Source organism: Hymenobacter wooponensis, from assembly GCF_004745865.1.
Classification (GTDB): Bacteria; Bacteroidota; Bacteroidia; order Cytophagales; family Hymenobacteraceae; genus Hymenobacter; species Hymenobacter wooponensis.
This window is the reverse complement of sequence record NZ_SRKZ01000009.1, coordinates 98,020-111,560: the sequence shown is the minus strand read 5'-3', so window position 1 is coordinate 111,560 and position 13,541 is coordinate 98,020. Positions and strand designations below refer to the sequence as shown.

The window sequence follows — 13,541 nt, the reverse complement described above, 5'->3', positions numbered from 1 at the left end:
GCGGCTGATTTACCCCATTATGTATATTCGCAAGCACATTCATTGGCGCGTTATCTGGCGCCATTCCTGGAAGGACGTGTTCCTTTTCCTGACTTACGATCTGCTCTTGGCCGTGCTCTACGGCCCGCTGCACTGGCATTGGCTGGACGTGCCCTGGCAGCTGGTCAGCATCGTGGGCGTGGCCGTGTCGTTCTACGTGGGCTTCAAGAACAGCAGCTCATATAGTCGCTTTTCCGAAGCCCGCCAGCTGTGGGGCGGGATTGTCAACCGCAGTCGCAGCTGGACGATGCTGGTGCTGGGCCATACCCAGCCGGCCAACCTGGTGACGACCACCCTAGCGCAGCTGGCGTTTCAGCGACAACTGGTGTACCGGCAGCTGGCCTGGGTCAATGCGCTACGCCTGCACCTGCGTCGTCAGCCTGAGCGCTGGCAGGCGGAGGTGGCACCCCTGCTCGACCCGGCCGAGGCCACGCAGCTGCAACAGCTGGCCAATCCACCCGCTCAGCTGCTGCTGCGGCAAACGCAGGCCCTGCGCGAGGCCGAAGGGCTGTTCAGTGAGTTGCAGCTGCGTACTCTGTGTGAAGAGCTACGCGAGATGACCAACCTGCAGGGCGGCTGTGAGCGCATCAAGAATACGCCGTTTCCCCGGCAGTATGCTTTTTCCAGTCTGGTGTTCGTGTGGCTCTTTATTGCCCTACTGCCCCTGGGCTTGCTGGCCGAATTCGAGAAGCTGGGTCATGGCCACTACTGGCTGACCGTGCCGTTCTCCGTGCTGGTATCCTGGGTGTTCATCACCATTGAGCTGGTGGGCCACATCAGCGAGGACCCGTTTGAGAACCGCATGAACGACGTGCCCATGACGGCGCTCTGCCGCAGCATCGAGATTGATTTGCGCCAGATGCTGGGCGAACAGCAGGTGCCCGCGCCCGTGCAAGCTGAACACGGCATACTTTACTAGCCGCCCGTACTACACCCTGCTTTCTCCTTGCGCCTGACAGTAAGGCCCATATCCCTACGGACTGTAGCTACTCCACCTGCTAAAAGGTGTTTAAAGTTAGAAGATTGACAACCGAGGGAAGCTTGCCAAGTCAAACCGGTTCACCGGTCCGGCTTCGGGTGCGTAGGCTGTTGCGGCCAGGGCTTGTAAGCCGGTCTACCTGCGGTGGCAACTAGAGCAGGCAGGCAGGTAGGCCTGATATCGGATACACCATCCCCGGAATTTGTTGCATAGTTTATCCTTAGGCAACCGGGAAGGGAGCGTAACGCGAGTAGCTCTATAGCAAGCTTCTTTTTTCGCGTATTGTTTTTACTATTGACCCTTCCCTATATGAAGATCAACCAGCTTGAAAATGTAGTGTGTAGACTGGCTGCCAGGGGGGCCAACGTATCAAGGGCAGAGATAACCAATGGTTGGCAGCAGTTGGCACCCCGCCTCGATGCACTGCAACTATCTGCTCGGAGTGGTGAGCAGGTAACTCAACACTACGTGGACCGGCCGGGGCCGCACGGCAGTCTGTCGAGTAAGGAAAAAACGGTGCTGGCTCCCCTTGCCCCCTGAACGCAGGCAAGGGGTGGACAGCATTACTGACAGGATTGTAGCAGTGCCGTTACGCTGAGCGTAGCAGTAGCATCGGTGGTATAGTTGTCATTGTTCACGCACACGTAGAGACGGCGGGTACCGGCCGGCAGCGCAAGGGGGCGGGTTTCCTGGGGGGTATTTTCTGCTGCCCGAAAGCACACTTTGTCCCGGGTAATGGTGCCCTTGGTAGCGAGAAACTGCTGGGCCGCGCGCTCGTCGGGGGTAATGTACCAGTGACATTTGGTGCTCACCGTGGGCGGAGCATTGTTGCCTTGCTTGGTCAGGGCCGTGGCCGCGGTGCTCAGCAGGGTGGGGGCCGCAGTTCCCCCACTGCTGGCCACGGCTGCCACCGCCAGCGCCGTTGACCAGGAAATAGGAGGCTGGCCTTCGTCGCGCACGTCCAGCTTATAGATAATGCCGACCGTGCCGACCGGCAGGTCTACCGTGAATACTTTCCGGCTGGTGTGCATGCAGTTGCTGCAGTGGAGGGAAGCCGTGCTTAAGGGCAGCGCGTCCTGCAGCACGGATGTACACTTGATTTCGCGGCCGTCCTCATGCCAGCTGCGAAAATCAGCTTGTTGTACGCCATTCACGTACGTTCCGCGAAAACTCATCTGGCCGTTTTCGTGCCAGCCGCAGCACAGCCCGGTGGGCTTGTCCGGGGCTTCACTGGCCATTTTTCCTTCCCACTGTTTTTTCCAGGAAGGATAGAAGTAGTCGCGCACGGTGCCCACCGTTTTGCCGGCAGCATCATGGCGGGCAATCCGAGCATAGGAAACCTCTTCCAGGGTCTCGGTGCGCTCCCAGTCACGGTCAAAATACACGGTGTCGGCCGGCGGTAAGTTGACAGCTGCCGGCTTGGGCCGCTGGGCCAGCCCGGGCAGGCAAATGAAACAGAAGAAGGCGTGTAGAAAGTAATGTTTTGCCATACAGGAATAGGTGGTAGAACAAGCCGGAATGCGGTAGGTAAATATACCGGGCTGCCAACTATTCACGGCTTTGACCCACACAGAAAAGGGGGTACTCAACGGAGCACCCCCTTTCGCGTAATTGGTAGGACGCTGTTTAAAGCGTGAGGCCCAGCCCCGCAAACCAGGTGCGGCCGTCGGCGGGCAGGATGCCGGGGCCAGGGTAGCCACCCGAGCGCCGGGTAAAGTAGCGCGCGTCGAACACGTTATTCACGCCCCCACTCAGCCGGTAGCGGCTGTCGCGGCCCAGCTTCCAGGTAGCGGAAAGGTCGGCGACCTGGTAAGCCGGGATGACGCCGGTCTGGGCAGTTGCCGGGGCAGTCTCCGTGTTGCTGGCATCCGCATACACTTTGGCGACGTGGCTGAACTGCCCAGTAACGGACACGCCCTTGTGGGCGAAAGTCAGACCCGTGCGCAGGGTCTGACGCGGGGCATTCTCCACGTAGTTGCCCTTCAGGTTGGTTTCCACGATTTGGGTGCTGGTGCCCGTACCCGTGAGCGTGGTCACGGGCAGGTTCCCGTAGCGGGCGTCCAGCAGGCTGAGCGCGGCGAATAGATCCAGGTGGGGCAGGTTGACGTTGCTGGTCAGCGAGTGAAGTAGGTCCAACTCGGCATAGGCTTCCAAGCCGTGGGTCTGGGTACGGCCCAGGTTGGTTCGAAACTGCTGGGTCTGGCCAGTCGTGCCACCGGGTACGGGACGACGGATGACACCGATACGGTCCTCGTAGTTAAGGAAGAAGTAGCCTACGTCGAAACGCAGCCAGGTCCGGAAGCTGCCGCGGTAGCCCACCTCCGCCGTATAGCCGCGGGCATCCTGCAGGTTGGGGTCGATGACATCCGAGGTAGCTGGTGGCACCAGGTCACCGAACAGCACGGGACGGAAGGCGCGGGAATAGTTGGCGTACAGATTGGTCGTGGGCGACAGCTGGAATTCGGTGCCCAGACCGTAGAGCAGCACGTTGCGGCGGCTGGCCTGGTCAGCAAGGCGGTTTTTCGTCCCATCGGCCGCCCGGCCCAAGTAGCCGCTGCCGGTATTGCGCAGGTAATCATAGCGCAGCCCAGGGGTAACGCTCAGCCGCGTACCGGCGCGGAGCAGTAACTCGGCAAACGCTGCGGCATTGGTAGTCGTGAAATCAAACTCGTTGGTGAAGCGCCCATTACCGGTTAATGTCAGGTCGAAGTCCGACCCGGTGGTGCCCGTACCACGCTGGCGACGGGAGGTGGTGGCGCGGTAGGCCCGCAGGCCCGAGGCCAGCGTGTGGGTGCGGCCCAGGAAACGGACCTCCTGCGTCAGCCGCAGCTCGGCGCCAAGGTTGCGGTAGTCGTCGCGGTCCACCTGGCGGGCGGCGAACTGCCGGGTGCGGCGGTTTACCGTGTCGGGCGCGGGTAGACCAGCCACGAAGCCTACGCTGTTGCGGGAGGCCACCAGGCCAAAGGTTTTCACGCTCAGGCGGGTCCGCTCGCCGGCCTGGTAGTCCAGCGTCAGCGCCGGAATCAGCCAGGGAGTGCTCAGCCAGTTGCGGGCGCGGGTACTTTGGCGGCTATCCTGAGCAAACTGCGCATCGGTCAGGCCGCCCGGCTGCTGGAGTTTATCGGTCAAATAGCTGACTTCCGCGCCCAGCGTCAAACGCTTGGTCAAGGCCACGTGTACGTTGGCATGCACATCGTCGACGGTGAACTGATTAAAGGGACGCCAGCCGTCGCCCTGTCGGTGGCGGTAATATGCATAGTAGTTCACTTTGCCTACCGTGCCACCTACGGCGTTGTAGGAGTTGAACAGGCCGTTGGAGCCAGCTGTATTGCTGGTTTCCACCTCCACCTTTTTATCCTGGGGACCACGTTTGAGCTCGTAGTTGAGCAGACCACCAAACTGGGGTCCAAACTGCAGGCCGGCCCCGCCGCGCAGCAGCTGAATGCGCTCCACCGCTTCCATCGGTGGATTGTAATAGGCCTCGGGGTAGCCAAAGGCGTCGGCGCTCATGTCGTAGCCGTTCTGCCGGGTGTTGAACTCCCAGCTACGATTAGGGCTCAGGCCCCGGGTGGCAATGTTAATTTGCTGACCGGATCCGTCGTTTTCCCACACCATCAGGCCGGGAACGCGGGCCAGCACCTGCCGCACATTGTTCTGAGCCAGGTTGGCATTCACGTCGCGCGGCCTGATAAGCTCGTTGCGGCGGCCGGCCGTGAGCGTGGTGCCCTCAACGGGAGCGGCGAAATGGGGAGCCGTGCCGGTAACGGTGACCTCGCTCAGCTTCTGGTGATGCGTAGTGTCGGGCGCCGGCAGCCGCTGGGCCAACCCGGGCTGGGAAATAATAGAAAAAGCAAAGCTGGTCAGTAGGCCAGCCATGGTCGGGTAAAAAGAACAGCTCATTAGGAGACTTCAGGTGGAATAGTGGCACAAAGGTATATTTGTTTAGAAAGATTATAAATAACACTAATCACCCCGGTTACTTACATAATTTCCAGCCATGAGGGGTAATCTTTCGCCCGGGAAGGCCTCGGGCACTGCGGGGCGCGCTACATGGCCCGGATGAATGGGTAGCTTAGGCAAACGGCAGCACCAGATCCGTGCGTATGGCCGGGGGAAAGCGCGACTGCGTCGCATCCTCTGCCTACAAGCCTCGCCAGTACAGTAGTGGGGACGCCGCCGCCCGCCCGGTACTTCTCATTATCCAAAGCCAAAGCCGGCGCCTAGCGCTACGAAAGCGGCCGGCATGAGGTCCCAAGCCATCATCATGGTCGTTGCCACAAAGTAGGGCAGGGCTCGGATCAAGCTTGTTAGAAGACTTTTGGGAATGCATCAGGCTTCCTCTCTGCCTATTCACTTACCCCTCTCACGGGCTAGGAGCCGCTTTACCCAGCTGCGCAAGGCATAAATACGGGAGTTGAGGTAGCACGCGCGGCAGTGGCTGAAGTTCCACAAGCAATCCACCATATCCGTGAATAGGTGGAACAGCAGGCCTACGGCGGCAATTTGCGTGACTGGTAGCAGGAGCAGCAGCGTATACACCGGGATGGCATAAAAAGAGTGGAGCGGGTGATACCCGATGCTGCAGCGCAAGGGGTCGAAGATAGGCTTGGCCAGCAGATGGTCCAGGTCCATGATCATGGTGGCAAGCATGATCAGGTAGGCGGTTTGCCACACCGCGGGAAAGAAAATAAGCGCCAACACAGCCGGAAAAAGAAAGTGCAGCCCATAATGCACCAACGTTTGGACGCTGAAGAACTTGGGGGAGGCATACTCCCGGGGCCTACGCGAAACCAACGGCTGAGTGGTGCCACCTACCGTGTCCTTAATCGTTGGCTTGGGCTGAAAGCTACCCAGCCGAGTCGGCTGCTCCCTTTTTTTCGGAGGGGGGTAGACCGAAGTGTTTGTGGTCGCAGGCTGAACTTCAGGCTGTACCCACTTCTGCGGCGCAGAGGGCAGTGTAGGAGCTAAGAGGGATTTCGTCGTGTCAAAGCGCTGTACCGGCCGCGGGGAGCGGTACCCGGTAGTAGCCGCAAACTTGGGGGGCAGAGCGGATGACCGGCAGCCAGCAAGTGCCAATATCAGGCCGGCGGTGCTATAGCGAATAAAGCTGAAAACAGGCAAGAGAAGCAAGGAAACGTGTTGGGGACGAGTAAGCAAGCTTATCCCGAGCAAGCACCCTGCGGGCGGCCTCGTGGCTCGACGCCATCGAAGCAGCATAGTTAAAGATGGAATCATCCGTTTTGAGCGGGGCGTCCAATGTCGTTACCCAGCTTGCTACGATGCCTATATGGGGACGCTTGTGCTTCAGAATGTCCTTACCGGGCTTAAAATACCCAGGTCGTAAACAGATCGCTGCTATCCCTTCCGGGCAGGAAAGGCAACACAGAGTCGGCTATTCGGTGGGAAGGGCTAGGTGAGCTTACGCACTTTGCCCGTGCATCGTGTGGCCGATTTACTTGCATAATTTCCAGGTCCTGAACTGCCTCATGGCAGCCTGATGGTTTAGAAAAGTCATTCGGCTAAACTGAGAAGTATACACGAACAGGAAAGGCGGTGACTAAGCACTGCACTCCTCTCACGGATGAGCCATAATTGACCATTACCCGATAGATAGGCCTGCAAACAGTGCTCTTCGCCTGCCAGCCGGTCAGGCAACAGATTGTCGTAGGTAGGGACACCCCGAGCAACACGGGTTATGCTGTGAGCGGGCTACCATGGGCCTTTTTCATGGCGCAGAGTACTACCAGAAACATATTTCGTATTTTTAGAAACGTATTTAGATATTTTGGAAACGATTTACGTATATTTGAGTACGTAAAAAGCACTCATGTTTACAGAAATCATAAAAATCATTGAAGGCGGCCTTAACAAGGATTCGCAGAAGGTGCTTAGTTACGCTATGCTGCTGGCTGAAAACCTCCGCAAGGCCGGCGACACGAAAGCGGCCGACCGCATTCTGCGCGCCTTGCACAGCAAGCAGGCCCAGCCCGTGTACCTCGACCAGCTTCTGACCGCTCCGGTCGATCAGGAGACCCGCATGAACATTGCCGACCTGGTGATGCCCCAACCAGGGTTGGAGCTGCCAGTTATTCTTTCTGATAACCTGCGTCACAAGCTCGACGGCTTTGTGAATCGATTGCAGCATCGTTCTGAACTCCAGGCTGCGGGCGTAGCTCCGCAGGCTTCTCTTTTACTCTACGGCCCCCCCGGCGGTGGCAAGACCACCATTGCCCATTACATCGCCCAGCAAATGCAGCTCCCGCTGGTGGTGGCTCGGCTCGACTCGCTGGTTTCCTCGCTGCTGGGTAATACGGCCAAAAACATCCGCAAAATTTTCGAATTCGCCAGTCGCCAGCCCTGTATCCTGTTTTTGGATGAGTTTGATGCCATCGCCAAGGCCCGGGACGACCAACATGAACTCGGGGAACTGAAGCGGGTGGTCAACAGCTTGCTGCAAAACATTGATGAGTTTGTGGAATCCAACATCCTGATTGCAGCTACCAACCATCAGGAGCTACTGGATAAGGCCATTTGGCGCCGGTTTAACAGCATCATCGACGTGTCCCTGCCCCAGCCAGCCGACATTCAGCGCCTGCTTCAGCTATTTCTAAAATCCGTGGAGTTGGGGTTTGACCTGGACAGCAAAAAAGGGGAGGCCCTGGCCGAACTGCTACAGGGCAACAGCCCGGCCGACATCAAGTCCATCTGTCAGAATGCCATTGCCCAGAACGTGCTGGCCAAAAAGTCAAAGCTGGAGTACGAACACCTGCTGTTGCAATTCTACTACTACAAGCACCATGAAGCAGCCTCTCAGGAAGCCCTGCTCGGCTTTTTGAGTGCCCATGGGGTGTCACAGGCCGCTATTGCGGACTTACTCGACATTTCCCTGCGCCAGGTGCGCAACTATTTTAATCCGAAAGGCTAGTTATGGAACCCAAGAATCTTCCCATTAAGCTGTTTAGCAAGCGCGGCACCCAGGACGAGCGCAAAACCGAAGCTGGGGGCGGCGGCCCCCAACCCAGCTGGTTATTGCCCGAAGACGTGCTGGAAGCCCGGGCTACCGAGTTTCGGCAATCATTGGGCGCTACGGCCCAATCCATCGCTGCGCGGCGACCCGAGCGCAGCTTTATTCCGGCCGTGGTGCAGGTAACAGTGCGGGAAGATGCGATGGCCAAGTCGCACCGGGGTGAGGTAGGTAAAATTTTTAACCGCAAGGAAGAATACAACTTCATCGGGCTGTCTGAAGACCTGGACTTCCTGGTCAAAGTGGACTCGCCGGAGCACGTGGCCTTCATCGACCATAACCTGGAGCGCCCGCTGGCTTTCTCCATCGGTTTATCCGCCATTGACGAGATTCGACCATTTCAGCCGCGCATTGATTTACCCCAGGATACCTCCACGCCGCTAAAAGTCAAGCTGGTGAATTACCAGGATCGGCAAATGAATGCCCAGGTGGAAAGTGCCTTTGAGCAGACCCTGCGCGAGGGCCAGGTTGCCTACCGCAAGACGCGCTACACTTCCGGGTTGACCGTTTTCAAGCTGGAGCATGTCCGGCCCGATACCCTCGTGACGGTGCAGGAGTTTGAGGCGCTGTACTCGATCGACCCCATGCCGGCTTACCGTATCACGCTCGACGAGCTGAGCAGCGGCCTGGAGCTGCCGGTGAAAACCCCGGTGGCAGGTCAGGACTACCTGACGGTCGGCGTACTGGATTCGGGCATTGCTCCTATTCCCCACCTGGCCCCGTGGCTGGACGCGCGGCGCTATAGCGCTTATCGCGAACCAGAAGTTGACCGCTCCCACGGCACTTTTGTGGCCGGCGTGCTGCTATACGGCGACGAGCTGGAGCAGCGCAGCTGGGTGGGGGTTGGCGAGTTTAAGCTGCTCGATGCCACCGTGTTTCCGCGGCCGGGGCTGGAAATTGACGAGGATGAGTTGCTGGAAAACATCCAGAACGCGGTGTTGGCCCACCCCGACGTGCTGCTGTGGAACCTGTCCGGCGGGGGCACGATGGAATGCAGCGCCCGGGACTTCTCGGACTTCGGCAAGTCACTGGACGAGCTGCAGCAGCGCACGGGGGCCCTGATCTGCAAATCGGCGGGCAACTGCACCAACTTCGTTTCAGCTGCCCCCAAGCGGCGCATTCCTATTTCGGCCGATTCCGTGCGCTCCTTAGTGGTGGGCAGTGTAGCGCACAGCCAGGGGCCGGACGACCTGGTGCCCGAAGGCCACGCCTCGCCCTTCTCGCGCTCGGGGTTTGGCCCCAACAAGCTCATCAAGCCCGAACTGGTGCACTACGGGGGGAATGGTGGCGTCACGGCCGGCGGGCGCATGAAACTGACCGGCGTCAACTCCTTTTCCCTCACCGGGGGGGTGGTGCAGCAAGCCGGCACGAGTTTTTCCACCCCCCCGGGTGTCGGCGCTGATGGCCGGCCTCTCGCACCGCGTGGCCGGCGACTTCAACCCCCTGCTGCTGAAAGCCCTGGCCATTCACTCGGCTAAATACCACCCGGGCCTGAGCCTGAGTCCGAGCGACCGGTTGCGCGAACTGGGCTTCGGGTTGCCGAGCTCCGTGGACGACATCATTTTCAATTCGCCCCACGAAAGCACGCTGATCCTGCAGGACAACATCGTGCGCGGGGGCTACATTGAGATCCTCGACTTTCCGTTTCCCGACGTCTTACTCAACGACGAGGGCCAGTTCTACGGGGAGGTTACGGTCACCTTGGTCACCGACCCGCGCCTGGACGGCAACCAGGGCGCCGAGTACTGCCAGTCCAACATTGACGTGTCCTTCGGCACCTACGACCGGATTCGCCTGCGCGACACGACCAAGCGTACCATCTCCAACCCCATCGGCAAGCTTAATCCCTACAATCTGCTGCTCTCCAGCAACTACGCCGCCAAGTTCCAGCGCTACATCGACCACCCGTTCACGGCCGAGCGGCAACTGCGCGACGACTTGGGCAAGTACCACCCGATTAAGAAATTCGCCATCAACCTGCAGGAAATGACCGAGGCGCACCGGGTACGCGGGCTGACGGCGCCCAAGAAGTGGTACCTCGAGCTCAAGGGCCTGTTTTCGCACGCGGCGGAAGCGGCCGCCGCGGCCGACGGCGAGGTGCTCTCCCAGGAGTTCTGCCTCATTGTGACCATCCGCGATCCCCTGCAGCGTCACGACGTGTATAGCTCCGTAACCCGCAGCCTGACACTCAACAACTTCCAGCATAACAACATCCAGCTGCGCAACGAGGTCAACCTGAATCTGCGCAACACCAGTGGCGGCCCGGCACCCGAGCCAACTACGGAGTAGCTTACCAACTTGCTTTTCTATCACTAACCGCCTGCTTTACTTCTTATTCCGCCTATGAAGCTCGACAACGCCCAACTGGGCCATTTCATTAACCGCATCAAGCTCCATCGCGACGACATGGGCAAGTACCGGGACCAGATTGAAAACCTGCGGGACCGGCTTAAAGCCAAAATCAAGGACGACACCAGCACCGGCATGAAAGTTACCCGCTTCGTGATTGCCGGCTCCTGGAAAAAGCACACCGTGCTGCGTCCCAAGGGCGAGCACCCAGTGGACGTTGACCTGGTACTATTTGTGGACGGCGACGACACGCTGAAAAGCGATGTGGACAAGCTGCACGACTACGTGGCTCAGTACCTACGCGAAATTTACCCTACCAAGGATGAGGGTGACGTGGAAGCCGAAGGCAAGACCAAGGCCATCAAAATCAAATTCGTGGGGACTGGACTGGAAGTCGACATCGTGCCGGTGGTGCCGGACACGCCCAGCACCTACGTCTGGCAGCCGGAGCGGGGTGGGGGCGGGCGTTTCATCACCAGCATCGACAAGCAACTCGATGCCAACCTAAAGGCCCGCAAGCAAAACGCCTCGTACACTTCCATCGTGCGGGCTCTGAAATGGTGGCGCAACCGCCAGGGCCTAAAGCCGGGCCTCACCTCATTTACCATTGAGTTGATCGCGGCCTATCTGGACGATACCTACGGGGCTGAAACCAATATCGAAGAAGGCCTGATTCGCTTCTTTCAGTTCGTAAGCGGCCGCAACTTCCCGGTTATCACTTTCCCTTCTGCCATCAACAGCGTGCCGCGCTTTACCAACCCGGTTTTCATTGCGGATCCCACCAACAACGAAAACAACGCCGCCAGTAAGATGGACAACGATGCCTGGGCCGCCGTGGTCAAGGCGGCCGATACGGCTTTTGACGGGCTGAACATCGCGCAGTCCTGCCCGACACTGGGAGCTACCACGGAGGAGTGGACCGAGTTATTCGGCCCCAGCTTCACGATAGAAGAAAACTAACTGCCTCCATGTATACGACCACGCAAACCGCCACCTACACGGTAACTGACGTCCGCAAAACCTTCGGCAATTTCGAAGCTGACTTGCGCATGATTGCCCGGCGCACCGGCAAACTCACCCAGACCCAGGTAGAAGAATATTGTCAGGATGTGCTGACCTGGGCCGAAGGATACTACTTGGACCGGGTAGATATTGTGCTGACCAATTCCCTGGGTAAAGTGCTACAGGCCGCTCGCTACACAGTCAATGAAGCGGGTAGCGCTCTGAGCGGCGACCGGGCCGGTGGGAACGACTGGCCGGACGTAGCAGGCAGTTCGCTGAACCTGGTCATTTGCCCTAACGCAACCTGGCAAGGGCTGGACGCCACGAAAAAGCAGGCCCTGCAGGAGAAAATGAATATAAACTGGGGCGTGTCCAGCATCGACACGTCCTACTCGCACCTGCAGCGCTCGTCGGCGCAGGGCTACGCCAGCAAGGGCTACGAACTCAACAAAGAAAACTTCCAGTAATGGCGACTACTATTTTCGACAACGTTACCGAAATACCCAGCCGCGAGATCCAGCAGCGGGCCGCGTCGCTTATTGGCTTTACCAAGCGCTTCGAACGCATCCACTTCAACCTGCGCCTGCTGCTGGACCCGGATGGGTTGCGTAGCTGGAGCCAGCTGCATCATGGGGCCGCGCTGCCCATTCTCTCCTCCTTGACTGACCGCTACCCGCTGGTAATTTTGGAAGGTGACGCGGGCACCGGCAAGACGGCCTCGGCCGAGGCCATTGCCGACCAGATTGCCCGCGAACTCAAGCGCGACGGCTACTTCATTAAGCTCAGCACCCGGGTGCGGGGCGAGGGACTGCACGGGCAGATGGCCCAACTAGTAAACGAGGCCTTTGACCGCTTGAAAAAAGAATCGAAAGAGGGCATTGCCTTCCTGCTCATTGACGAGGCCGATGCCATTGCTACTACTCGCTCGACCAGTCAGATGCACCAGGAAGAGAAAGCAGCCGTCAATACGCTGATTCAGAAAATTGACGACCTGCGCAGCCTCAAGGGGCGGGCCGTGGTGATGCTCTCCACCAACCGGCTGCACTTCCTGGATGAGGCCATCGTGCGGCGGGCCGCGGTTATTATGACCTTTGATCGCCCGTCCGAGGACGAGCGCCGGGAACTGCTGCAAAAGGAACTCCAAGGAGTGAAGCTAACCAGCAAGGAAATGGAAGAGCTGGTACACCTAACCGGTCCGGAGAAAAATCAGGGTCTGGGCTATTCCTTCTCGGATTTGCGCCTTCGCTTCTTACCCGAAGCCATCGCACAGGCCTATCCAACCCAACCGCTGACGGCAGCTATTCTTAAAAGCACCTTGCAGCACATGCAGCCTAGTCCGGCTATTAAGTAGCGTACGATTAACTCCGCCTTGCCCCCTATGACGTTTCTTCAGGTACTAGTGCCGCTCTTGAAAAGCGGTGCGTGGTTAGCTCCTAAATTGTTTGAATCCGAGCGGGAAAAGCGTGGTCCCAGCTTTTGGAAACGGATGAAGCTGCTCTACACCAGCAAGCGTCAGTTGGCTTCTACGCACGTACGGGTATCGATTTCCTATCTGTTTCGCATCAGAATTGATGGGCGTTACCTGCTGGTTAAAGGCCGGCGCATCAACCAATACCAGCCGGTGGGAGGTGTTTATAAGCACGACTCGCAGGCGGTGCGCGATCAGTTTACCAAGTGGGATGTGCGGGAAGATGAAATCATGCCCATCGACATCCACAGCCGTGACGACCTACGGGTCCGGGTGCTAGGCAAAAACCTGATTCCCTTTCTCAACTGGTTTGTGTCCGAGAAAGACCGGGAGACTACGCAGCAACGCGAGTTTCAGGAAGAGTTAGTGGAGCCTGGCTATCTGTCAAAAGCTTTCGCCACCATCGACCCCCGCTACCTGTACACCGTCTGGCGGCCCCTCACGTATTCACCTCACACCCAGGCCACAGAACTGATGGTTTACCAGGTGTTCGAGTTAAAGTTAACTGCGGCTCAGGAGCACGAGTTGCGCCATTTGCAGCTGCCCGCCTCGGGCGAGCTGCGCTGGGTGACGGAGGAACAAATCAAGCGACTGGGCGACGACCAGTTCAAGCATCTGGACCCCTTTCGCATTGGCCAGCATGCCTGTTACCTGCTTTCTTCGGAGGGGTAGGCCTGATA

General features: G+C 58.6%; 11 protein-coding genes. 8 read left to right on the top strand and 3 right to left on the bottom strand.

What is annotated here, in order from left to right; genetic code table 11:
* Positions 1 to 19: 19 nt before the first annotated feature.
* Complete coding sequence (locus EU557_RS23790) at positions 20 to 958, top strand: bestrophin family protein (RefSeq protein WP_135532959.1); 939 nt, start codon at positions 20 to 22, stop codon at positions 956 to 958.
* A 623-nt stretch (positions 959 to 1,581) separates the two neighbouring features.
* Here EU557_RS23790 and EU557_RS23785 read toward each other — a convergent pair.
* The 3 genes from EU557_RS23785 to EU557_RS23775 form a co-directional block, all read right to left on the bottom strand.
* On the bottom strand, positions 1,582 to 2,508 hold the full coding sequence (locus EU557_RS23785) for a toxin-antitoxin system YwqK family antitoxin (protein ID WP_135532957.1): 927 nt from the start codon (positions 2,506 to 2,508) through the stop codon (positions 1,582 to 1,584).
* Between the two features lie 136 nt (positions 2,509 to 2,644).
* Complete coding sequence (locus EU557_RS23780) at positions 2,645 to 4,918, bottom strand: TonB-dependent receptor family protein (protein ID WP_135532955.1); 2,274 nt, start codon at positions 4,916 to 4,918, stop codon at positions 2,645 to 2,647.
* 450 nt (positions 4,919 to 5,368) lie between these two features.
* Positions 5,369 to 5,752, bottom strand: coding sequence for a DUF6122 family protein (locus EU557_RS23775; RefSeq protein WP_281062617.1), 384 nt, complete (start codon positions 5,750 to 5,752; stop codon positions 5,369 to 5,371).
* Positions 5,753 to 6,845: 1,093 nt separating this feature from the next.
* On the opposite strand from EU557_RS23775, the gene EU557_RS23770 reads away from it, so the two are divergent.
* From EU557_RS23770 to EU557_RS23740, 7 genes are read left to right on the top strand one after another with little or no spacing between them, the layout of a single operon-like run.
* Complete coding sequence (locus EU557_RS23770) at positions 6,846 to 7,943, top strand: AAA family ATPase (protein ID WP_135437001.1); 1,098 nt, start codon at positions 6,846 to 6,848, stop codon at positions 7,941 to 7,943.
* Between the two features lie 2 nt (positions 7,944 to 7,945).
* A complete protein-coding gene (locus EU557_RS23765) occupies positions 7,946 to 9,520 on the top strand; it encodes a S8 family peptidase (protein WP_135532953.1) in 1,575 nt (524 codons plus the stop codon).
* A complete protein-coding gene (locus EU557_RS23760) occupies positions 9,432 to 10,331 on the top strand; it encodes a hypothetical protein (protein WP_135532951.1) in 900 nt (299 codons plus the stop codon). Before EU557_RS23765 ends, EU557_RS23760 begins: the two co-directional genes overlap by 89 nt.
* Positions 10,332 to 10,385: 54 nt before the next feature.
* Positions 10,386 to 11,351, top strand: coding sequence for a CBASS oligonucleotide cyclase (locus tag EU557_RS23755; protein WP_135436999.1), 966 nt, complete (start codon positions 10,386 to 10,388; stop codon positions 11,349 to 11,351).
* Between the two features lie 8 nt (positions 11,352 to 11,359).
* Positions 11,360 to 11,860 carry an HORMA-1 domain-containing protein gene (locus EU557_RS23750; protein WP_135436998.1) on the top strand — a complete coding sequence of 167 codons (501 nt, stop codon included), beginning with the start codon at positions 11,360 to 11,362 and terminating at the stop codon, positions 11,858 to 11,860.
* Positions 11,860 to 12,744 carry an AAA family ATPase gene (locus EU557_RS23745; RefSeq protein ID WP_135436997.1) on the top strand — a complete coding sequence of 295 codons (885 nt, stop codon included), beginning with the start codon at positions 11,860 to 11,862 and terminating at the stop codon, positions 12,742 to 12,744. The genes EU557_RS23750 and EU557_RS23745 overlap by 1 nt, the downstream gene beginning before the upstream one ends.
* Positions 12,745 to 12,771: 27 nt before the next feature.
* Positions 12,772 to 13,533 (top strand): SMODS-associated NUDIX domain-containing protein, encoded by a 762-nt coding sequence (locus EU557_RS23740; RefSeq protein WP_135436996.1) that lies wholly within the window; start codon positions 12,772 to 12,774, stop codon positions 13,531 to 13,533.
* Positions 13,534 to 13,541 lie beyond the last annotated feature (8 nt).

What these genes read in the sequence shown, in the direction of transcription:
- EU557_RS23790 (WP_135532959.1), top strand. Translation starts at nt 20, where the DNA reads ATGTATATTCGCAAGCACATTCATTGGCGCGTTATCTGGCGCCATTCC.
- EU557_RS23785 (WP_135532957.1), bottom strand. Translation starts at nt 2,508, where the DNA reads ATGGCAAAACATTACTTTCTACACGCCTTCTTCTGTTTCATTTGCCTG.
- EU557_RS23780 (WP_135532955.1), bottom strand. Translation starts at nt 4,918, where the DNA reads ATGAGCTGTTCTTTTTACCCGACCATGGCTGGCCTACTGACCAGCTTT.
- EU557_RS23770 (WP_135437001.1), top strand. Translation starts at nt 6,846, where the DNA reads ATGTTTACAGAAATCATAAAAATCATTGAAGGCGGCCTTAACAAGGAT.
- EU557_RS23765 (WP_135532953.1), top strand. Translation starts at nt 7,946, where the DNA reads ATGGAACCCAAGAATCTTCCCATTAAGCTGTTTAGCAAGCGCGGCACC.
- EU557_RS23755 (WP_135436999.1), top strand. Translation starts at nt 10,386, where the DNA reads ATGAAGCTCGACAACGCCCAACTGGGCCATTTCATTAACCGCATCAAG.
- EU557_RS23750 (WP_135436998.1), top strand. Translation starts at nt 11,360, where the DNA reads ATGTATACGACCACGCAAACCGCCACCTACACGGTAACTGACGTCCGC.
- EU557_RS23745 (WP_135436997.1), top strand. Translation starts at nt 11,860, where the DNA reads ATGGCGACTACTATTTTCGACAACGTTACCGAAATACCCAGCCGCGAG.
- EU557_RS23740 (WP_135436996.1), top strand. Translation starts at nt 12,772, where the DNA reads ATGACGTTTCTTCAGGTACTAGTGCCGCTCTTGAAAAGCGGTGCGTGG.